Origin of the sequence: Streptomyces sp. NPDC029216 (assembly GCF_040648015.1) — a bacterium.
In the GTDB taxonomy this organism is placed as follows: Bacteria; Actinomycetota; Actinomycetes; order Streptomycetales; family Streptomycetaceae; genus Streptomyces.
The window spans coordinates 1-18,429 of record NZ_JBEZWL010000145.1 but is presented as its reverse complement, the minus strand read 5'-3'; the positions used below and the strand labels follow the sequence as shown (position 1 = coordinate 18,429).

Genomic DNA, 18,429 nt, shown 5'->3' with positions numbered 1-18,429 from the left:
CGTCGAGGCGCCGCCGGCCCGGGGCCGCGCCTCGACGACCGGCTACACGCCGGGGATCTGCCGGGCCCGGAAGGCCGCGCGCACGGCGGCCGCCGCGTCCGCCCCGTACATGCGCTCCGCGGTGGCGACGGTCGTCAGGGCCGCGTCCTGGAAGCTCGTGTCCGGCCGGAAGCCGAACTGGGCGTTCACGATGATCCGGCCGGCCGTGCGGGCGCCGAGCGCCCCCCGGATGTCGAACAGCGCCCGGGACCAGATCTCGCCGTCCGCGTGGACCTCGCCGACGCGGTCGGCGTAGACCTTGTTCCCGTCGATCCGGCGCAGGCAATGCGGCGCCGCGCTGTACTCGACCGAGTCCCAGTCGGCGACGCAGGCCAGGTCGGTCTTGCGCGGCCAGCCGTACTCCTCGTCCGCGTACGCGCCGACGGAGACGGCCAGGAAGTCGCCGAACGCCTCGCCGATCGCGCCGGCCTCCGGCGAGGTGCCGAAGCCGGGCACCTGGGCGTTGTGCACGGCGTGGCCGTACTCGTGGACGATGACCTCGGCGTCCTCGGCGTCGTCCACGCCGCCCTTGCCGAAGCGGATCTCGGCCTTCTTGTCGGTGAAGAAGGAGTTGTCGGCGCCCCACTGGTTGATCCGGACGGGCTGCGGGCGGTTGTTGGCGCCGGGCAGCTCGCTGCCGAAGCCGAGGCTCTGCAGGTACTCCTGGGCCTCGTCGACCCAGAAGTACGCCATGACCTGTTCGAACTGGTCGTCGTCGCGGCTGTACGTGCCGGCGTCCGCGACGCGCGCCGGGCCGCCGGTCTCCGACTGCACGGTGGCCCACTTGCCGGACAGGGAGCCGCTGCCGTCGAGGTTGCCCAGCGCGGCCAGGGCGTACGCGGAGGCGGGGACCGCGGCCCGGCCGTCCTTGCCGTCGGTCAGCGACTGGTCGCCGGAGGACTGGACGGGGTTGACCATGAAGATCCGGGCCCGGGGCGGCACGGAGCCGGCCGCGCCGGTACCGGCCGACTGGGCGGAGACCGGGCCGGCGACGGTGAGCAGCGCCACGGTGGCGGTGGCCGCGGCGACGAGGCCGCGGGATATGCGGCGAGCCATACAGATCCTCCTGGGACGGGGGTAAGGGGAGGTGCATGCGTGGTGCGGCCGTGATCCTTGCGCACGCCGACCCCGTTTGACCAGGCCCGGGACGCACAGAGGTGCGTTCCGCCGGAAATCATCCGGTCTCTCCACTGCGACGTGTGGCGTATCGAGGCGCACCTGGGCGCCGACCCGCGGGGGCCCAGGAGTGAACATGGCGGTCGTCTTCGTGCAATGCGGAGCCCGGCCCCAGGGAGAGGTGAGGGGGGCCGGGCAGGACCGCGGGGGCCGTGGACCGGGGGGAAGATCACGACGCTCGCCGCGGTCCCGTTTCGCGTCTGCCCCGGCTCCACGGCCCGCCCCCCCCTCGGACTCCGTCAGCCCGTGACGTGGCAGGTGCCGCCGCGGACCATGTGGAGGTGCATCTCGACGACGGGACGTGCCTTCTGGGCGGCCGCCACCACCTGGGCGTCGCCACCGTCCTCGATCTCCTCGTCGATCATCTTCAGGGTGGCCGCGTGGGACTCCTCCTGGGCCTTCAGCCATGCCGTGTCGTAACCGCCCGACCCGGCCTTGTCCTGGATGTCCCTGAGCTGTTGCTGCTGGTCGGTGGTGGGCGTGGCGGGCAGGGAGATGTCCAGCTTCTCCGCCAGCGCCTTGACGTCGGTGTCCAGCTTGGTGTGGTCCCTGACCAGGGTGCGGCCGACGTCCTTGACACAGCTGTCCTGCGCGTTCATCTGCGTGTCCGTACCCGCGGCGATCTCGGCCAGGTTGCCCTGGTGGATCGTCACGACGAACTTCTGGTCGTCGTTCCCGCCGTGCCGGTCCGCGAGGGCCGACGGTGCGAACGTGCCCATGGCCACGGCGACGACGGCCGCCGCGATGGCGAAGCGTGAGTGGTGGCGCATTCCGGCCTCCTGGGAAGCGGCCGGCGCCCGGCTCGGCGACCGGCCGGTTTCGGGTGCGGGCGCCCCGGCCGGCCCGTTCGAACGGGCTCGGTCCGGGGCCCGGGGGAAGGATCAGCGGCCGAGGGCCTCCTTCAGTTCGGCCTTGTCCATCTGGGAACGGCCCTTGATGTTCCGCTTCTTCGCCTCGTTGTAGAGCTGTTCCTTCGTCGGCCCCTCGGAGCCGCTGTGCGAGCGCTGTCCGCCACGCTTGGACGAGGACATGTCCTGGGTGGAAGACCGGCTCGCCGTCTTCGACTCGCCGGAGCGCGCGCGTTCCTTGTTCACCGTGCGGGCGGCGATCTCCTCGGCCCGCTTCGTGGACTCGCCGCGGTCGAGCGCCGATTCCTTGATGTGCTCGTACTGACGTTCCCGCTTCGGGGAGGAGCCACGGGGCATGACCTTCTCCTTTTCCGTTCCTCGGAGGGACGGGCCGGCCGGTGCCGGCCGTATGCGGCGCCTACCCCGTCCGGCCGCACTCATGGGCGGCCGGCGGACACCTTCCGGGCGGCATGAGCCCGCGGATCCGGGGAAGACGCGCGCGACCGAGAGGAGGTCGTCATGCCTGCGCAAGGAAGCAGTCACCCGGACGGCACCATCCGCCGGGCCGTCACGGAACCGGCCACCCCATGGGAGGACTTCGACGAGGTCATGGGCCGGCTGCTCAACCTGTTCGAGGCCGGCCGCCCCGCCGGACGCGGACACGACGGCGAGAACGCGCCGGAGAGGAGCCGACGGCCATGAGCGAGAGCGAAGCCCGGGGGGACGAGGTGTACCAGCCCCGGGACGACGCGGAGCCCGGGGAATCCCAGCCGGACATGGAGAACGCCCTGGACGAACCGGACCTGGACCGGACCCTGGACACCGGCTACTCGCCGCCCGACCGGCCCCTCGCGGCCACCCGGCACGGCACGACGGCCGCGGAGCAGCGGTCCGGGGAGACGCTCGACCAGCGGCTCGCGCAGGAGGAGCCGGAGCCGGACGGCGCCGACGCGGGCCTCGGCTCCGAGACCGCTCCGGGGGACGACCTGGCCGGGGAGGACCGGGGCCCGAGCGAGAGCGAGGACATGACCGGCGATCCGCACGGGGACGCGTCCACGGCGGGCCGCGAGCGGGCGGGCCGGATGGCCCCGGCCGAGGAAGGGCCGACGGTGCGGCACATCTCCGTGCTGGCGCACGACACCGGCGTCAACGGCGGGGCGGCCTCCGCCGAGGAGGCGGCCGTGCACGTGGTCGAGGAGGAGCCGCAGGACGAGACCTGACGCACGCGGCACGTCCCGTACGGCCACGTCGGCGGGCCGTACCCGCACGCCGGGCAGCCGACGCGCGCGCTCGCTCTCGTACAGCCGGGTGCCCTGCCCCGCCCCGTGGCCCCGCACGCCGGGCATGCCCGGCGCGATTGTGGGGACACGCCGGACATGAGTACCAACACCCCCGACCCCGATCCCCGCAACACCACCGGTCTGGAAGCGGGCGGCTCGGTGCCGCCCGGAGAGACCCCTCCCGCAGAGGCGAGCACCGCCTCCGGAGCCGGACCCCACCGGCCGCTCAAGCGCGGCTGGTCCAGGGGACCGCTCGTGCTCATCGTGCTCCTGGCGGTCCTCGTGGCGCTGTTCTTCCTCGCGTACGGGATCGTGCTCGCCCTGTGACGCGCTCTTGACGCCTGTCCCGCGGGCCTCAGCCTCGACCTCGCGCCCTGGCCTCCGCCCGCACGCCCGGTACCGGCAGCCGCCGGGAGGCCGTCCGGCGGGGCTGAGGCCCGGCGCTCAGGCCGGGTGCCCCGCCTCCAGGTCCCGTACGTCGCCGTAGCGGAGCGGCTCGGCGGCGGGCCCGGGGGCCTCGGGCGCCTTCTCCACCGGCACGAGGAGGAACCCCTCGTGGTCGCCGCCGACGACGATGGCCTCGATCCGGCCGGTGAACCAGTCCGCCACGCCCTCCAGCACGGGGCAGCCGCCCCGGCCGGGCCGCCAGCCGATCCGGGCGAACTTGTCGGTGCGGTCCCCGGTCCGGCCGCCGAAGAGCCGCGCCAGCGCCTCCTGGTCGCGGCGCAGCAGGTGCACGGTGAGGTAGCGGGCGCGGCGCGCGACCCCGTACGTGTGGTTCGCGACCGACAGCCACACCACGAAGCGCGGGGGATCGATCGAGCACTGCGAGGCGAACCCGACGAGGCAGCCGGCCCGCAGCCCGGCGGCGGCCGCCGTGACCACGTAGAGCGGGCCGTCCTGCGCGACGGCGAAGGCACCGAGGTCCGGTTCTTCCGGCATGTGGCTCTCCCTGGCGTCTGTCCTGGGTCCCGGCACGCCCCTGCCCCGCCGCACGGCCGGCCATGCACCGGCCGCCGGGCGGGAGCGCACATGGCTTCCGGCAGCCCGGGTAGACGCCGCCCCATGGACACGCACCGTATGACATCAGGCCCGGGCCCGCTGCTCACGGCGGTCGAGCGGATCGAAGCGGCCCCACAGGCCGACGCCCTGATCGACGGCCTCCGCAAGGCCGTCCGGGCGCTGCCGCTCGGCCCGGCGCGCGACCTGCTCCACGGCCGCCCCCTGGGGCATCCGGCCCATCCCGTGCTCGTCCAGGTGCCGATCGGGACCTGGCTCTCGGCCGCCGTCCTGGACCTGCTCCCCGAGCGGCGGCGCGCCGCCGCCCCCGTCCTGGTCGGGATCGGCCTGGCCGCGGCGGCGCCGGCCGCGGCGGCCGGGTGGGCGGACTGGGCGGAGCTGCCGCCCGAGCAGGCCCGTACCGGCCTCGTCCACGCCCTCGCCAACACCGCCGGGGTCGCCCTCTACGCCGCCTCCCTCCGCGCCCGGGTCCACGGCCGGGACCGGCGCGGCCGGGCGCTGGCCATGGCCGGGCTCGCCACGGTGGGCGCGGCGGGCGCGCTCGGCGGCCATCTGGCCTACCGGCAGGCGGCCGGCGCCAACCACGCCGAACAGGTCGGGCACCAGGTCCGGGACGGGTGGCACCACCTGGGGAGCGCGGCCGCCTTCCCGGTGGGCCGGGCCTCCCTCGCCCGCGTCGACGGGGTGGACGTCCTCGTCGTCCGCGAGGCCGACGGGACCGTCCGCGCGCTGGCCGACCGCTGCTCCCACATGGGCGGCCCGCTGTCGGAGGGGGAGATCGAGGACGGCTGCGTCCGCTGCCCCTGGCACCGCAGCCTGTTCCGGCTGTCGGACGGCTGGAACGTCGAGGGGCCGGCCACGGCCCCGCAGCCGGCCTTCGAGACCCGTGTCGTCGCGGGCCGCGTCGAGGCCCGGCTGATCCGCGGCCGCCGGCCGCACCGCCGCGCGGGGGAACGGGCGGCGGCCTGACAGGGAGGCCGCGCATGTGCAGCCGTACGGCACCGGGCCGCACCCGGACGGCGGGGTGAGAACGGTGGCCGCCGACCGGACGGGCGCCGTGCTGGCATGGGTGCTGGAGCGCTCGCACGACGCCTCGGCACGCCAGGTACCCGCGCTGATCGACGCGGCGGCGCGGCGGCTGGGCCTGGGCGGGACGCACCTGTACCTGGCCGACCTCCAGCAGGTACGGCTCGTGGCCCTGCCCCAGCTCGCCGCCGACCGTCCGGGGACGCGGGAGGCCGCGGAGGCCGACGAGCGGGTGGAGGCGCTCGACATCGACGGTTCGCTGGCCGGTCTGGCCTACCGCGGCCAGCAGGTCCAGGTGTCGCGCGACCGCGGCACCGCATGGGTGCCGATGGTCGACGGGGTCGAGCGCGTCGGGGTCCTGCAGGCGACCGGGCCGGCCCTGGACCAGCGGGACGTGCAGACGTGCCGGACCCTGGCGGCCCTGGCGACCCTGGTCGTCGTCTCCAAGTCCACCCACAACGACCTCCTGGTGGTCAGGGGCCGCAGCCGGCCCATGACGCTCCAGGCGGAACTGGTGTGGGCGTTCCTGCCGCCGCGGACGATCGGCACCAGCCAGGCGACCTCCACCGCCCTGCTGGAACCGGCGTACGACATCGGCGGCGACGCCTTCGACCACAACTTCAGCGACGGCCTGCTGCACCTGACGCTGCTGGACGCCATGGGACACGACCTGGCGTCCGGGGGCGCCAGCGCCGCGGGGCTGGCCGCGTGCCGCTCCACCCGCCGGTCGGGCGGCACGCTGGCGGACATCGCCACGACCATCGAGCGGACGCTCCAGAAATGGGTCCCGGACCGGCTGATGACCGGCATCCTGGCCCGGCTGGACACCCATCACGGGGAGTTCACCTGGATCAACTGCGGCCACCCGCCGCCCCTGCTGATCCGGGACGGCCACGTCGTACCGGCGGCCCTGGAGCGCCGGGCGCAGCTGCCCTTCGGCCTGGGCTTCCACGCCGAGGCCCCTCCCCCGCCGCACCGGGTGCGCCTCCAGCCCCGCGACCGGGTCCTCGTCTACAGCGACGGCGTCACCGAGGCGCGCTCCGCGGCGGGCGACCTGTTCGGCGAGGCCCGGCTGGCCGACACCGTCATCCGCTCCATGGCCTCGGGCGCCACCGCCCCGGAGGCCCTGCGCCGGCTGGTCCTGGACCTCCTCACCCACCAGGACCAGCGCCTGTACGACGACGCGACGATCCTGCTGACCGAATGGCACCCCACGCCCTAGCGGAGACGTGGGGCTCCCGAGGCGTTCAGAACCCGCCGACGGCGCCGACGTCCCGGAAGCGTCCGGAGTGCCGGCGGCGGTATTCGATCAGGCAGTGGGCCACCGCGGCGCCCTCGCCGACCGCGGCGCCGACCCTCTTGACCGAGCCCGACCGTACGTCGCCGACCGCGAAGACCCCGGGCAGGCTGGTCTCCATCGGGAGGGCGTCGCGGCCCACGCCGCCGGTGCCGGTGAGGACGTAGCCGCGGTCGTCGAGCTCCAGGGCGCCGTCGAGCCAGTCCGTCGACGGGCGGCCGCCGATCAGGACGTACAGGCACTGGGCGGGGACGGTGCGTTCCGCTCCGGTGCGTTCGCGCAGGCGGAGGCCGGTGAGGGTGGTCTCGCCGAGGCATTCGGCCACCTCGGTGCCGAGCAGCACGTTCAGGCCCAGCGTCCGCTCGATGCGCTGGACCAGGTAGTTCGACATGGAGGCGCCGAGGTCGGTGCCCCGGACGACGAGGGTGACGGAGCGGGCGTAGCGGGCGAAGTAGAGGGCGGCCTGGCCGGCGGAGTTGCCCGCGCCGACCATGTAGACGTCCTCGCCGGCGGTCGAGGGGGCGTCGGAGAGGGAAGCTCCGTAGTACACGCCCGAGTTGAGCAGCCGGTCGATGCCCGGGCTGGCCAGGCGGTTCCATTCGACGCCCGTGGCCACCACCACGGCGGCCGCCGAGACCGAGGCGGTCTCGGCGGTGCCCGCCTTGACGAACTCGACGGTGTGGTCCCCGGACTGGGTGGGGATCAGCCTGGTCGCCACCCGGGTGGGCTGCCATTCGACGCGGACCCGGCGGGCCTGCTGGAGGGCGCGCTGTGCGAGGTCGCCGCCGGTGAGGCCGACGGGGAAGCCCAGGTAGTTCTCGATCCTGGACGTGGATCCGGCCTGGCCGCCGGGTGCGTCGTCCTCGATGACGACCACGCTCATGCCCTCGGCGGCGGCGTACACGGCCGTGGAGAGCCCGCCGGGGCCGCCGCCGATGACGGCGACGTCGTAGCGCTCGTGCTCGGCGGGCCGGATGAGGCCGAGCCGGTCGGCGAGTTCGCTGATCGAGGGGTCGACGAGCTCGGTGCCGTCGCCGAGCCGGACGGTCACGGGGGCGTCCCCGCGCTCCTCTTGCGGCACCCACCGGAACAGGACGTCGCTGCGGCCGAGGAAGTCCCGGATCTCGTAGGCGGCCGGCGAGAAGCGGTGGCCGCGCACCTCGGCGGTGGGCAGGTCGCCGCGGCGTTCGGCGTTCCACGCGCAGAGGGAGTCGTCGAGGGCGGCCCGCAGCCGCTCGGCGAGGCCCGTACCGGCGCCGTCCGCGGCTGTCTCGGGCGTCCGGTCGACGACCGGGACGGACGGGCCGGAGGGCGCGGAGCCGCCCTGGGTGAGGAGCAACCAGCGTGTGGCCGGGTGGCGTTCGAGGTACGGCGTGGGGTCCTCGTCGGTGACCACCGTGGAGACGGGCACGTTCCGTCCGGCCAGCGAGTGGAGCACCCGCTCCGCCTCGGGCAGCCCGCCGACCTGCAGGACGCGGAAGGACGCCCGGTACCAGCGCTGTACCAGCTCGGCTGTCTCGTGGCGGCGGAGCGGATCGGGATCCGCGAGAAGGATCACCGGCAGCGCGGTCTCGGCCATGAAAGGTCCTCCTGGTGCGTCGGTCGGGGCCCGGATCGGTGGGCTGCCCGACTGATCAACGAGCCGGAGATCATTGCGTGGCGCGGGGACGGCGGAGGGGGCTGCCCGGTCAGCAGGGTTTGCGCCAGGTGTCCAGTTCCTTGTTCTTGAGCATCGAGGACAGCTTGAGCCGGCGTGCCTCGGGGCAGAAGCCCGAGGTCGACCCCTTGTATTCGACGTGGAAGACCGCCTTGCCCGCCGTGATGAAGGGGCTCAGCGCCTCGCACTCGCCGAACTGGGCGCACTCCTCGTTGACCGCGAAGTCGAACGAGTCTTCGAGCTGGGGGATCTGCGGCAGGTCGTTCTTGAGGCCCACCGACAGCCCGCGCGCGTGCGCGATGGCGGCGATCATGCGGTTGTACGCGAGCTGGTGCTCCGCCGTCAGCGGGAAGCCGGTGTCGTTGCCGTACGCCTCCACCAGATCGGGTTCCACCGCGTCGAAGCCCTTGTCCCGGCACATGTCGAAGCGCCGTTCCATGATCGGGCGGAGCTGGTCGATACGGCGGATGTCCAGCCAGCGTTCGCCCCGCCAGCCGTTGGGCTTCCCGAACAGCGTGGTGGGGAAGGCGTCCCGGTCGGGCCGGAAGTCCTCCCAGGCCCCGACGTTGACGTAGCAGATCACCTTGCGCCCGTCCCGGTGCAGCCGGGCCACGTCGGCCGCCGAGTTCTCGAACCCGTCGATGTCGTACACGGGCACGTCGACCGAGGGATCGGGCTTCCCGTCGAGCTGCCACTGCCAGGCCAGACCGGGCTGCGGTGTCCAGCGCGGCTTCGTCCGGCCGTCGGGGGCGGGAGGGGAGGCCTGGCCGCCGCCGGCGGGCGGCGACGGGCTGCCGGAAGGGGCCGGTGCGGCGTCGTCGTCCTCGTCGGTGCTGGAGCAGCCCGTCAGGACCAGCGCCGTCAGGACGGCCGGCAGCGCGAGGCGGAGCGGCAGGCGGGGGCGGGCAGGCGAGGGGCGGGCGGGCGGGGTGGGGCTCATGGTTCCGTCCCGGTGAGTGCGGGGGTCAACTGCTTCCAGGGGTTGGGGAGTTCGCCCGTCACCGGCCCGGACACCGCCGCCCCTCGTTCGCGGGCGGTGCGCACGGCCAGCGGGACCAGGGCCTCGGGCACCCCGTAGACGAGGTGGCAGAACCGTTCGGGGGCGTGCCGCGCCGTCCAGGCGGGTCTGGTGAAGGAGGAGACGTACGTGGACCAGTGTCCTTCGAAGGTGACGGTCAGGTCGGCGAGGCGCACGTATCCGGCCACGGGATGGACTCCCGGGTTCAGCACCACGGGCTGCGCGCCCAGCCGGCGCAGCGAGCGGATCAGCCGGCGGGCTCCGGGCAGCTCCTGCCGGGTGGGGGCCATCCGGTCGAGGAAGCAGCCGTCGACCGCGTACCACTCCTGGTAGCGGCACATCTCGTGGACGACCTCGATCTGGCCGCGCGCCCCGTAGAACGTGTCCACGTAGCCGAGGAGGCGGGCTCCGGCCGTCCGCAGCGCGGCGGCCGCGGCGGCGAACGCCGGGTCGGGGCGCTCGCCCGGCCCGTCGGCCGGGTTGAGGACGACCCCGTAGGTGCCGGCGGCTCCGGTGATGAGCCGGTGCCAGGCCCCCGGGTCCTCGGCGGGGTGGACGTACAGCGGAACGAGCAGGGTCATGGTGTCCGGGTTCCCCCCGGGGCGGTCGCCGCCCACAGCGCGGCGAGTGCGTCCCCGAGACCGTGGAGCGGGCGCCAGCCGAGGGCCTCCGCGGCGGCGGTGATGTCGGAGCACTGCCACGACACCTGGGCGGAACGGGACGACCCGGCCGCCTCCTCCTCGATCCGCCCCCGGAAGCCGGCCCGGCCGGCCAGGAGCCGCACCAGCTCGCGGACGGGGACGGCCCGGCCGGAGCCGATGTTCAGGACGGGCGGCAGCGGGGCGGGGGCGGTGACGGCGAGCGCCACCGCGTGGGCCACGTCGCGGACGTCCACGAAGTCGCGGTGGGCGGACAGGTCGCCCAGCCGCAGCACCGCCTCCGGGTCCGGGCCGGCCTCCCGCAGCAGTGCGGCGATCCGCCCCGGCAGCCCGCTCGGTGGGGCGCCGGGCCCCACCGGGTTCCCCACCCGCAGGACCACGCCGTCCAGCCCGGAGGCCGCCACGGCGACCGTGCCGGCCAGCTTCGTGGCGCCGTACGGGCCGACCGGGCGGGTGGCGGACGATTCGGTGACGGGGGCTCCGGGTTCGCCGGGCCCGTACTCGGCCGCCGAACCGAGGTGCACCAGACGGGCCTTGGGCGCCGCCTCCCGCAGCGCGGCGCACAGTACGGCGGGGCCGCGGGCGTTGACCTCGGCGAGCGTGACGGCGTCCCCGCCGGTCGCGCCCGCGCAGTTGACCACCGCGTCGGGGGCGGCCGCGGCCAGGACGCCCGCCAGCCGCTCCGGCCGGTCGGCCGCGAGGTCGATGCCGTAGGCGGCCTCGGGCGAGCGGCCGCCGTCGAACACCCGCGCGCCCGGGAGGGCGCGCAGGCGGTCGGCGACATGGGCGCCCAGGTAGCCGGTCCGGCCCAGGACGAGAATGCGCATGGGGTGCTCAGGCTCCCTTGAGCAGCAGGGACTTGCGGCTGGTGAACTCGGCGTTGGCCCGGTCGTAGTCGTCGGGGCGTCCGATGTCGAGCCAGTAGCCGTCGAACGCGTAGGACTGGGGCAGGTTCTGACCGTCCAGCAGGTCGAGGACCAGCTCGTCGAATCCGAGGGGCAGGCCCGGTGTGTAGTGGTCGAGGGTGGACCGGCTGAGACCGTACACCCCCATGGACACGTGGTAGTCCATGCTGGGCTTCTCGGTGAAGCCGACCACCCGGCTGGCGTCGGTGGTCAGCACCCCGAAGTCGATGTGCACCTTGCGCGGGTACGTCGCGATGGTCAGCGGCGCCCCCGACTCCTCGTGGCAGCGCAGCACGTCGGCGTAGTCGAGGTCGGTGAGCACGTCGCCGTTCATCACGAGGAAGTGCTCGGGGAGGCGGTCGCGCAGGTTGAGCAGGGGGCCCATGGTGCCGAGGGGGCTCTCCTCCGTGGCGTAGTCGATGCTCATGCCCCACTGGGATCCGTCGCCGACGTAGGCCCGGATGATCTCGCCCAGGTGACCGATGGCGATGGTGCACCGGGTGAACCCGGCCGTCGACAGCTGGCGCAGCACGATCTCCAGGATCGCGTGCTCGTCGCCGATGGGCACGAGCGGCTTGGGCAGAGCCGTGGTGTAGGGCCGGAGCCGGACGCCTTTGCCGCCCGCCAGGATCACTGCGTACATGGGTCTCTCCTCGGGTTGGATGGGGGACGGTGAGTGACGTGGGGGGATGTGGAGCACGTCGGCGGAGCGCCCGACGGTCAGATGTTGTAGATGCCGGTCTTGTAGCGGGCCAGGTTGGCCGGGTCGCGGAAGAACTCGACGGTGTGCGCGAGGCCTTCCTCCAGGGTGTGGGCGGGCCGCCAGCCGGTGGCGGCGGTGAGCCGGGTCGCGTCGGCGACCAGGCGCATCACCTCGGAGGCGGCCGGCCGCAGTCGTTCGCCGTCCTCGCGGACCTCGATCGGGACGTCCATGACCTTGCCGATGAGGGTGACCAGGTCCGCGACCGAGATCTCGCCGCCGGTACCGGAGTTGAAGGTGCGCCCGACGACCTGCTCGGCGGATGCGGTGCCGACCGCGAGGAACGCCCGGGCGGTGTCCTTGACGAAGCTGAAGTCGCGGGTGGGCCGCAGGTCGCCCAGGGTTATGACGCGTTCCCCGGCCGCCACCTGGCCGATGACGGTGGGGATCACCGCGCGCATCGACTGGCGCGGTCCGTAGGTGTTGAACGGCCGCAGGGTCACCACCGGGGTCCCGAAGCTGGCGTGGTAGCTGTCGGCGAGCCGGTCGCCGCCGGCCTTCGAAGCGGCGTACGGGGACTGGGTGTTGATCGGATGGTCCTCGGTGATCGGCACGGTCTGCGCGGTGCCGTACGTCTCACTGGTGGAGGTGTGCACCAGCCGGGGGGTGCCGAGGGCCCGGGCGGCCTCCAGCACGTTGAGGGTGCCGGTCACGTTGGTGTCGACGTAGCTGTGCGGTGCCCGGTAGGAGTAGGGGATCGCGATGAGCGCGGCCAGGTGGTAGGCGGCGTCGGCGCCTTCGAGGAGGCCGCGCACGGACCCGGGGTCGCGGACGTCGCCGAGAACGATCTCCACCTGGTCGAGGACGTCGGGGGCCAGGGCCTCCAGCCACCCGTAGGAGGAGAAGGAGTTGTACTGGGCCATGGCGCGGACCCGGTAGCCCCGGGCGACGAGGGCCTCGGTGAGGTGGGAGCCGATGAAGCCTTCGGCTCCGGTTACGGCGGCGAGCGGTGCGGAGGTCAACTGGTGCACCTTTCGGGTGGGTTGGAGAGGGGTACGGGCTTGGGGGCGGGCCGGCCGCCGGTCTTCAGGCGTGCCGGGCCGGGCGTCCGAGGACGCGGAGGGTGCAGGCGACGAGACCCGGTGCGGCGAGGCCGCAGGACAGGGTCAGGGCGGACGGTCCCGGCGTCCGCCCGAGGAGGGTGACGGCGCCCGCGGCCGCCGCCGCCAGGGCGCACACCGCCGCCGGGGGCCAGGCGACGCCGAAGGCCTGGAGCAGCAGCGCGGTCCACAGGGTCGCGGCGAGCAGCAGCAGCGGGGCGGGGGCGGCGCCGGTCAGCAGCGCGACGGGCAGCAGGAGCAGCAGGTATCCCGCCAGGCAGAGGGCCAGGACCCCGGCGGACCTCAGCAGGAACCCCGCGGGCGTCGACGCCGAGCCGAGTGCGGTGACGGACAGGCCGCGGAAGCGGTACAGCAGCCATTCGGCCGGACCCATGCTCACGGTCAGCGCGATGACCGCGTACGGCTCGGCCCGCCCTTCCAGCAGCACCAGGACCGCCGCCGCCAGACCGAAGAGCCCGTACGGGAGGGACCGCCGCAGCGGTGGCCGGGCTCCCCCGTCGGGGGCGGCGGGGGCGGCGTACGCGTCGCGCAGCACCCGGGCGACCGCTGCCAGCGTCGCGAGGAGGGCCAGTGCCGGGAGCCCGGCGCGGAGCCAGGGCCCCGGCTCCCACCACGGCAGGACGGCGGTCCCGGCGATCAGCGGGGTGAGCGCGAGCAGCAGCAGCCGTTCGCGGCCCAGCACCAGCAGGATCCCGGCGGCGCCCAGGTAGAGCGACTGCGCGGCCACCGCCCAGGTCGCGGGGCCGCCCCCGGCGGCCGCGGCGCCCGCCGCCGTGGCGGCGGCCGCTCCGAGCGGGGCCCCTACCAGCAGGGTCCGGCCCGCTTCCCGCCGCCCGGCCACCATGCGCAGGTAGGCGCGGTGTCCCAGGGCCTGGCCCCACGCCCAGGAGAGGATTCCGGCGACGACGGGCCCGGCGGCGTGCCGGCCGGGGTTCCACAGTGGTGCGGTCAGCAGGTAGGCCAGCCCCGGGAGGGCGAAGAGGACCCCGCGCAGCAGGCACCGCAGGGTGTCCGGGCGCCAGGGGTCCGGGGCGCGGGCGGGCTCGGGGAAGACCCGGGGCACCCGCTCGTAGAGCGCGGCGGCGAGGGAGAAGATGTCCGGGTGTCCGTACCGTTCCCGGATCACCTCGGCCGACAGGCCCTCCGCCTCCAGCAGGGCGGCGACCTCGTAGGGGTGGACGGCGGGTCCGACGCGGTCGGCCAGTTCGGCCGCGAGCCGGCTGACCTCCGCCTCGTCGGGGCCGGGCCGTCCGGGGGCGAGCGGGGTCTCGGCCCATGGCCGGCGCGGCGGTCTCGCGGCGGTGTCGGCCAGGCGCAGCGCCAGCGTGTCCTGGTGCGCCGCGCCGGGTTCGAGTGACATCGGCCCGCTCATCCGGCGAGGCTCCCCGTGCCGGTGACCGCGGAGGCCTCGTCCTCGCGGTCCGCCTGTCCGTCGGCCGTGCGGGCCCAGCTCGGGACGGGCGGGCGGGCCCGTTCCCGTCTGCGCGCCCGCCCGGCGGCGACGGCCACCGGCGTGAGCACCACCGGGGCGGGGGCCCGGTCCGCGGGGGCTCCGGGCGCCGCGGTTCCCGCCGCGGGGACCGGGGTGGGGACGGCCGTGGTCTCCGGGGTGCGTACGGTGAGCGGGGTGCGGCCGAGCCGGGGCAGTTCCAGGTAGATGGAGCGGAAGGTGTCGATGGTCTGGCGCAGGGTGAACTGCTCGATGACCCGCAGCCGGGCCGCCTCGCCCATCGCGGCGCGCCGCCCGGGGTCGCCCAGCAGTTCCAGGGCCGCCGCGGCCATGGCCGCCGGATCGCGCGGCGGCACCACGAGTCCGGTGTCGCCGACGGCCTCCCGGACCCCGCCCACGTCGGTGGACACGGTCGCCCGTCCGCAGGACATGGCCTCGATGAGGGTGAACGGGAAGCCCTCGCTGATGCTGGAGAGCATGACGGCGTTCCCCGCGGCGTAGGCGTCCTTGATGTCGTCCACCCGGCCCTCGAAGGTCACGGCGTCCGCGTGCCCGAGGTCGCGGGCCAGTGCCTCGCACCGCTCGCGGTAGGCCTCGCCGCCGCGCGGCGTCCCGCCGAACAGGCGCAGCCGGGCCTCGGGGACGCGTTCGCGGACCAGGGCGAAGGCCCGGATCAGGGTCTCCAGGTCCTTGATCGGGTCGACGCGGCCGGCCCAGCTGAGGGTCGGCGCGTCCGGCTCGGGTCCGGCGGGCGGGAAGGCCGCCGGGTCGACGCCGTTGTAGACGGTACGGATGGCCTGCGGGTCGGCGCCTCCCTGTTCCTCCCACAGCCGGTTGTAGCGGTTGCCGGGGGTGATCAGGGCGGCCCGCCGGTAGCTCTCCTCGGCCAGCAGCCGGAAGAAGCCCAGGACGACGGCCTTGACCGGCCAGCGGTAGGGGGCCGTGCGGTACCCGAGGTAGCGTTCGCGCAGGTAGACGCCGTGCTCGGTGAGCAGCAGCGGGACGCCGTGCCGCTCCAGTCCGGCCAGGCCGGGCAGTACGGCGACACCGCCGCTGACCGCGTGGGCCACGCCGTGCTCCGGGGGCGGGGCGGCCAGCGGGCGCAGCGCGTGTTCCAGCAGGGAGGTCGCGGTGAGGGCGTCGTGGAGGGTCGGCCGGGCCTCGCGCACGGTGAGCCCCGGACGGTTCCAGACCGCCGCGAGCACCGCGACGGCGTGGTCCCCGCGCAGGAAGGGGCTCAGGGCCCCGTCGGAGGCGGCCCGCGCCATGGTGGAGAGGGCGGGGGCGAACCCGGCCTCGGCGCGGGGGTCGAGCAGCGCGGTGAGGAACTGCTCGTAGGCGCCGGAGAGCCTGCGGTGGCCGCGGCCGCGGGGGGCCCGGCCTTCCGGGGGTGCGCCCCACATGGGCACCGACCTCACTCCCAGGACGTGGCCCGGCAGGTCCCACACCAGGGGTTCCCGGCCGGTGCCGGTGACGGCGATGACGTCGAAGTCGATGTCGGGCATGCCCTGGACGAGCTGGTCGCACCAGACGCTGACCCCGCCGTGACTGTGCGGATAGGTGCCTTCGGTGAGCAGGGTGACGTGCGGCGCGCCGGGACGTCGCGCGCCGTGGTGAGCGTGCATGGGTGGGCTCCACGGCCGGTGTGTGGGGGTGGTCGGGCCGGGCCGGGCCGCGCGGGGGCGGCCCGGGCCGGCGGACGCCGGTTCAGCGCCGGTCGGTGTCCTTCGCGCCCGCGCGCACGCCGGCCGGGACGCTCGTACCGGGTGCGGGTGCGGTGGCGGGTGCCGGCCGGGGCGCTGCCAGGGCGGAGGGCGCCGCGGGCGTCGACGACGGCAGGGTCAGGTCGAGCGCGCTGCCGTTCGAGGGGGTCCACCCGGAGGCGCGTCCCGCGTAGGGGGTGCCGAAGGCGGCGCCGCCCAGCCGGGTGCCGGAGGGGAGGGTCGCGGTGACGTCGAGCCCGGCCGGCGCGGTGACGGTGACGGTGGAGCCGATGCGGTAGGCGCTGACCTGGCCGGCCTGGACGGCGCTCTTCCAGGCGCCGCGGCGCCGGAGTTCGGTGCCGATGTCCTTCATCCGCTCGTTCATCAGCGGGGTGTCGGCGGCGAACAGGGCGTCGTAGCCGTCGATGACCCCGTTGAGGACCGGGTAGGCCAGGCGCTCCTCGGCCAGGTTCGACTGGTGGATGAAGTGCGGCTTCGGGTCGTTGGCGAGGACGTGTCCGAGTGCGGTCCGGGTCTCGGCCGGCACGATCTTCTGGGCGTAGCCGGTGGCGGTGTCCAGAGGTGCGGGCAGGCAGGTGGTGGTGTCCGCGTGGTCCTCGCAGATGCCGCTGCCGCCCTGGGCGCGGGAGGTGTAGATCCAGTTGTACTCGTCGACCGCTTCGACGGCGTTGCCGACGTTGTAGTAGACGTTCATCGGGTGGCGGGCGACGGTGGAGGCGGAGCCGACCTGGCGCTGTTCGGGGTCCCGGGAGTTGTCGGAGGCGACCCATGTGATGCCGTTTCCGGTCAGGGAGGGCGCCAGGTTCGGGTTGTCCTGCGGCTGTTGGGGCAGGACGGCCATGCCCGAGTGCTCGCCGGTGACCAGTTCGTCGTTCCGCAGGGGCAGGCCGAAGCTCTGGCCCCAGAGCCGGTTGAGGACGATCTCGTTGTCGATGTCGGTCCGGCTGACCCACTTCGTGCTGTGGTCGGGGTTGGTGGCGCACCGCCACGGGACCACGCTGACGTCCTGTTCGCAGCCCAGGAAGGCGTGCGTGTAGGTGTGGTTGATCCAGCGGAACCAGTCGCGGTCGGCCTGGAGCTTGTCGGACAGCAGGTCGACTCCGTTGTTGTCCTCGCGCTGGTCGAGGCTGCCGGCGCCGTTGTAGACCATGTCGAGGGTGAAATTGCGGCCCGTCTGCCAGTTCTTGGCGTACTCGGCGTCGTCTGCGGTCATGCGGATGGGGTGGGGCGTCCCTCCGCCGCCGGCGCAGTCGACGTCTCCGGGGGTGCAGTCGAGCCGGGTGTCCCAGCGGTCGTCGGCGGCGAAGACGTCGTCGACGTGGACGGAGAAGTAGTTGCGGGAGGCGCCCAGGTGGACGCCGCCGGTCATCCACTCGACGATGCCGCGGGCCAGCAGCCGGTACTGCTGCTGGTAGCGGTTGTAGACGAAGGTCACGACGAGTTCGCGCCGTCCGTCGTGCCGGTACTCGCCGACGAGCGAGCCGCGTCGCGTGCTGCCCGGGATGGGCGCGTCGACGTACGTGGTGAAGTCCGCGCCGGGTGCGGGCTGCGAAAGGTAGGCGTAACTCTCGCCGACGGTGGGCGAGTTGTCCTCGAAGGGGACGGTTCCCCGAAGGTAGCCGAAGGGGCCGGAGCGGCCGGCGGGGGTGATCCCCGCCTGGGCGCCGTCGACGCTGCCCGCGTAGCCGCCGGGGACGAAGTACTGGAGGCCGACCTGGGGGCGCGCGTAGGTGTAGGCGTCGACCTGGGGTATCGCGTACGCCTGCTCGTAGGCGGCGAGGGCGGCCATCTCGGAGGAGCCCGCAGCGAACGGGTTGTCGTTGGGCAGGACCACCGCCTGGAACTTCGCGCGGGGCCGGCCGCCGACGGTGTCGGCGAGGAAGGCCGGGTCGATCACGGGCCGGTCCGACCGCGTGAGGTCGACCTGCGTGTACGGCGTCCCCGCGGAGTCCAGTTCGGCGGTGACGGCCTGGACGGCCGGGCCGCCGTCGGTCACGACCAGGACCCGCAGGTCCACGCGGGGCGTGGTGGGGTCGGCGTGCGCGGTTCCGGCCGGCAGTGCGGCGGCTGCGATGAGCGCGCCCACCGATAAGACGGCCGTGCGTATGCGTCGCTTCATGCGGTGAAAGTCCCCTCCCCGGGCAGGGGTGAGCGCGGCGCGCACGTGGCGGACACCCCCTGGCGTGACGCCGGCGTCCCCCTCAGAGACCGGTCGTCGACGCTTTCGTCGCGTCACATGTTGGTGCCTCTGTGTAGCTTTCGTGGGGGTGTTGCGAAAACCGACGGAAAAACGCAGGCGACCAACTATCCCCGATGCGGGCCGAGTTGTCCTCAGCTGCCCCTTCCCGCCCCTTCCGGGGCCCGGCGGCCGGACGGGTTCGCCGCCCGTGAGTGCCGGTCCGGGGCCGGACGGGGCGTCGCCCGGCCGGGGGGGCCCCGGGGCCGCCGCACCACACGTGGGCGACCACAAAGCGGGGGGGGGGGGGGGGTGCCGCCCGTGGCGTCCTCC

The 18,429-nt window shown here is 74.5% G+C and carries 18 protein-coding genes; 5 read left to right on the top strand and 13 right to left on the bottom strand.

The genetic code is table 11. The annotated features are described in order from the left end of the window. Positions 1–42: 42 nt before the first annotated feature. The 3 genes from AB0F18_RS32615 to AB0F18_RS32605 form a co-directional block, all read right to left on the bottom strand. Positions 43–1,095: a M4 family metallopeptidase gene (locus tag AB0F18_RS32615; RefSeq protein ID WP_362067197.1), complete on the bottom strand. Its 1,053-nt coding sequence runs from the start codon at positions 1,093–1,095 to the stop codon at positions 43–45. A gap of 359 nt (positions 1,096–1,454) precedes the next feature. Next, on the bottom strand, positions 1,455–1,985 hold the full coding sequence (locus tag AB0F18_RS32610; protein ID WP_362067195.1) for a DUF4142 domain-containing protein: 531 nt from the start codon (positions 1,983–1,985) through the stop codon (positions 1,455–1,457). Between the two features lie 111 nt (positions 1,986–2,096). Then, positions 2,097–2,420, bottom strand: coding sequence for a plasmid stabilization protein (locus tag AB0F18_RS32605; RefSeq protein WP_362067193.1), 324 nt, complete (start codon positions 2,418–2,420; stop codon positions 2,097–2,099). A 162-nt stretch (positions 2,421–2,582) separates the two neighbouring features. On the opposite strand from AB0F18_RS32605, the gene AB0F18_RS32600 reads away from it, so the two are divergent. The 3 genes from AB0F18_RS32600 (at position 2,583) to AB0F18_RS32590 (ending at position 3,670) form a co-directional block, all read left to right on the top strand. Further along, the gene (locus AB0F18_RS32600; protein WP_362067191.1) at positions 2,583–2,765 is read left to right on the top strand and encodes a hypothetical protein; all 183 of its coding nucleotides are present in this window, start codon (positions 2,583–2,585) and stop codon (positions 2,763–2,765) included. Next, a complete protein-coding gene (locus AB0F18_RS32595) occupies positions 2,762–3,283 on the top strand; it encodes a DUF5709 domain-containing protein (protein WP_362067189.1) in 522 nt (173 codons plus the stop codon). Before AB0F18_RS32600 ends, AB0F18_RS32595 begins: the two co-directional genes overlap by 4 nt. Positions 3,284–3,439: 156 nt before the next feature. Next, complete coding sequence (locus AB0F18_RS32590) at positions 3,440–3,670, top strand: DUF6480 family protein (RefSeq protein WP_362067188.1); 231 nt, start codon at positions 3,440–3,442, stop codon at positions 3,668–3,670. A gap of 117 nt (positions 3,671–3,787) precedes the next feature. Here the strand turns inward: AB0F18_RS32590 and AB0F18_RS32585 are convergent, their stop codons facing one another. Beyond that, complete coding sequence (locus tag AB0F18_RS32585) at positions 3,788–4,285, bottom strand: flavin reductase family protein (RefSeq protein WP_362067186.1); 498 nt, start codon at positions 4,283–4,285, stop codon at positions 3,788–3,790. A gap of 123 nt (positions 4,286–4,408) precedes the next feature. On the opposite strand from AB0F18_RS32585, the gene AB0F18_RS32580 reads away from it, so the two are divergent. Both AB0F18_RS32580 and AB0F18_RS32575 read left to right on the top strand, forming a co-directional pair. Continuing rightward, positions 4,409–5,332 (top strand): Rieske 2Fe-2S domain-containing protein, encoded by a 924-nt coding sequence (locus AB0F18_RS32580; RefSeq protein ID WP_362067184.1) that lies wholly within the window; start codon positions 4,409–4,411, stop codon positions 5,330–5,332. A gap of 16 nt (positions 5,333–5,348) precedes the next feature. Beyond that, positions 5,349–6,611, top strand: a complete 1,263-nt coding sequence (locus AB0F18_RS32575) for a PP2C family protein-serine/threonine phosphatase (RefSeq protein WP_362067182.1) — start codon at positions 5,349–5,351, stop codon at positions 6,609–6,611. Positions 6,612–6,636: 25 nt separating this feature from the next. On the opposite strand, the gene AB0F18_RS32570 is transcribed toward AB0F18_RS32575, so the two are convergent. The 9 genes from AB0F18_RS32570 to AB0F18_RS32530 form a co-directional block, all read right to left on the bottom strand. Next, entirely contained in the window at positions 6,637–8,265 is a 1,629-nt protein-coding gene (locus tag AB0F18_RS32570; RefSeq protein ID WP_362067180.1) for an NAD(P)/FAD-dependent oxidoreductase, read from the bottom strand. A gap of 109 nt (positions 8,266–8,374) precedes the next feature. Next, positions 8,375–9,283, bottom strand: a complete 909-nt coding sequence (locus AB0F18_RS32565; RefSeq protein ID WP_362067178.1) for an endo alpha-1,4 polygalactosaminidase — start codon at positions 9,281–9,283, stop codon at positions 8,375–8,377. Further along, positions 9,280–9,942, bottom strand: coding sequence for a spherulation-specific family 4 protein (locus tag AB0F18_RS32560; protein ID WP_362067176.1), 663 nt, complete (start codon positions 9,940–9,942; stop codon positions 9,280–9,282). Before AB0F18_RS32560 ends, AB0F18_RS32565 begins: the two co-directional genes overlap by 4 nt. Next, on the bottom strand, positions 9,939–10,847 hold the full coding sequence (locus AB0F18_RS32555) for an NAD-dependent epimerase/dehydratase family protein (RefSeq protein WP_362067174.1): 909 nt from the start codon (positions 10,845–10,847) through the stop codon (positions 9,939–9,941). The genes AB0F18_RS32560 and AB0F18_RS32555 overlap by 4 nt, the downstream gene beginning before the upstream one ends. 7 nt (positions 10,848–10,854) lie before the next feature. Then, entirely contained in the window at positions 10,855–11,568 is a 714-nt protein-coding gene (locus AB0F18_RS32550) for a sugar phosphate nucleotidyltransferase (RefSeq protein ID WP_362067172.1), read from the bottom strand. A 77-nt stretch (positions 11,569–11,645) separates the two neighbouring features. Then, complete coding sequence (locus AB0F18_RS32545) at positions 11,646–12,647, bottom strand: GDP-mannose 4,6-dehydratase (RefSeq protein ID WP_362067171.1); 1,002 nt, start codon at positions 12,645–12,647, stop codon at positions 11,646–11,648. A 64-nt stretch (positions 12,648–12,711) separates the two neighbouring features. Further along, positions 12,712–14,118, bottom strand: coding sequence for a hypothetical protein (locus AB0F18_RS32540; RefSeq protein WP_362067169.1), 1,407 nt, complete (start codon positions 14,116–14,118; stop codon positions 12,712–12,714). Then, the gene (gene pelF, locus AB0F18_RS32535) at positions 14,115–15,821 is read right to left on the bottom strand and encodes a GT4 family glycosyltransferase PelF (RefSeq protein ID WP_362067167.1); all 1,707 of its coding nucleotides are present in this window, start codon (positions 15,819–15,821) and stop codon (positions 14,115–14,117) included. Before pelF ends, AB0F18_RS32540 begins: the two co-directional genes overlap by 4 nt. Positions 15,822–15,903: 82 nt before the next feature. Then, entirely contained in the window at positions 15,904–18,039 is a 2,136-nt protein-coding gene (locus AB0F18_RS32530) for a hypothetical protein (RefSeq protein ID WP_362067165.1), read from the bottom strand. Between the last annotated feature and the right edge of the window lie 390 nt (positions 18,040–18,429).

Bases quoted from the DNA above. Each gene is read 5' to 3' on its own strand.
- AB0F18_RS32615 (WP_362067197.1), bottom strand. From the start codon at position 1,095: ATGGCTCGCCGCATATCCCGCGGCCTCGTCGCCGCGGCCACCGCCACC.
- AB0F18_RS32610 (WP_362067195.1), bottom strand. From the start codon at position 1,985: ATGCGCCACCACTCACGCTTCGCCATCGCGGCGGCCGTCGTCGCCGTG.
- AB0F18_RS32605 (WP_362067193.1), bottom strand. From the start codon at position 2,420: ATGCCCCGTGGCTCCTCCCCGAAGCGGGAACGTCAGTACGAGCACATC.
- AB0F18_RS32600 (WP_362067191.1), top strand. From the start codon at position 2,583: ATGCCTGCGCAAGGAAGCAGTCACCCGGACGGCACCATCCGCCGGGCC.
- AB0F18_RS32595 (WP_362067189.1), top strand. From the start codon at position 2,762: ATGAGCGAGAGCGAAGCCCGGGGGGACGAGGTGTACCAGCCCCGGGAC.
- AB0F18_RS32590 (WP_362067188.1), top strand. From the start codon at position 3,440: ATGAGTACCAACACCCCCGACCCCGATCCCCGCAACACCACCGGTCTG.
- AB0F18_RS32585 (WP_362067186.1), bottom strand. From the start codon at position 4,285: ATGCCGGAAGAACCGGACCTCGGTGCCTTCGCCGTCGCGCAGGACGGC.
- AB0F18_RS32580 (WP_362067184.1), top strand. From the start codon at position 4,409: ATGGACACGCACCGTATGACATCAGGCCCGGGCCCGCTGCTCACGGCG.
- AB0F18_RS32570 (WP_362067180.1), bottom strand. From the start codon at position 8,265: ATGGCCGAGACCGCGCTGCCGGTGATCCTTCTCGCGGATCCCGATCCG.
- AB0F18_RS32565 (WP_362067178.1), bottom strand. From the start codon at position 9,283: ATGAGCCCCACCCCGCCCGCCCGCCCCTCGCCTGCCCGCCCCCGCCTG.
- AB0F18_RS32560 (WP_362067176.1), bottom strand. From the start codon at position 9,942: ATGACCCTGCTCGTTCCGCTGTACGTCCACCCCGCCGAGGACCCGGGG.
- AB0F18_RS32555 (WP_362067174.1), bottom strand. From the start codon at position 10,847: ATGCGCATTCTCGTCCTGGGCCGGACCGGCTACCTGGGCGCCCATGTC.
- AB0F18_RS32550 (WP_362067172.1), bottom strand. From the start codon at position 11,568: ATGTACGCAGTGATCCTGGCGGGCGGCAAAGGCGTCCGGCTCCGGCCC.
- AB0F18_RS32540 (WP_362067169.1), bottom strand. From the start codon at position 14,118: ATGAGCGGGCCGATGTCACTCGAACCCGGCGCGGCGCACCAGGACACG.
- pelF (WP_362067167.1), bottom strand. From the start codon at position 15,821: ATGCACGCTCACCACGGCGCGCGACGTCCCGGCGCGCCGCACGTCACC.
- AB0F18_RS32530 (WP_362067165.1), bottom strand. From the start codon at position 18,039: ATGAAGCGACGCATACGCACGGCCGTCTTATCGGTGGGCGCGCTCATC.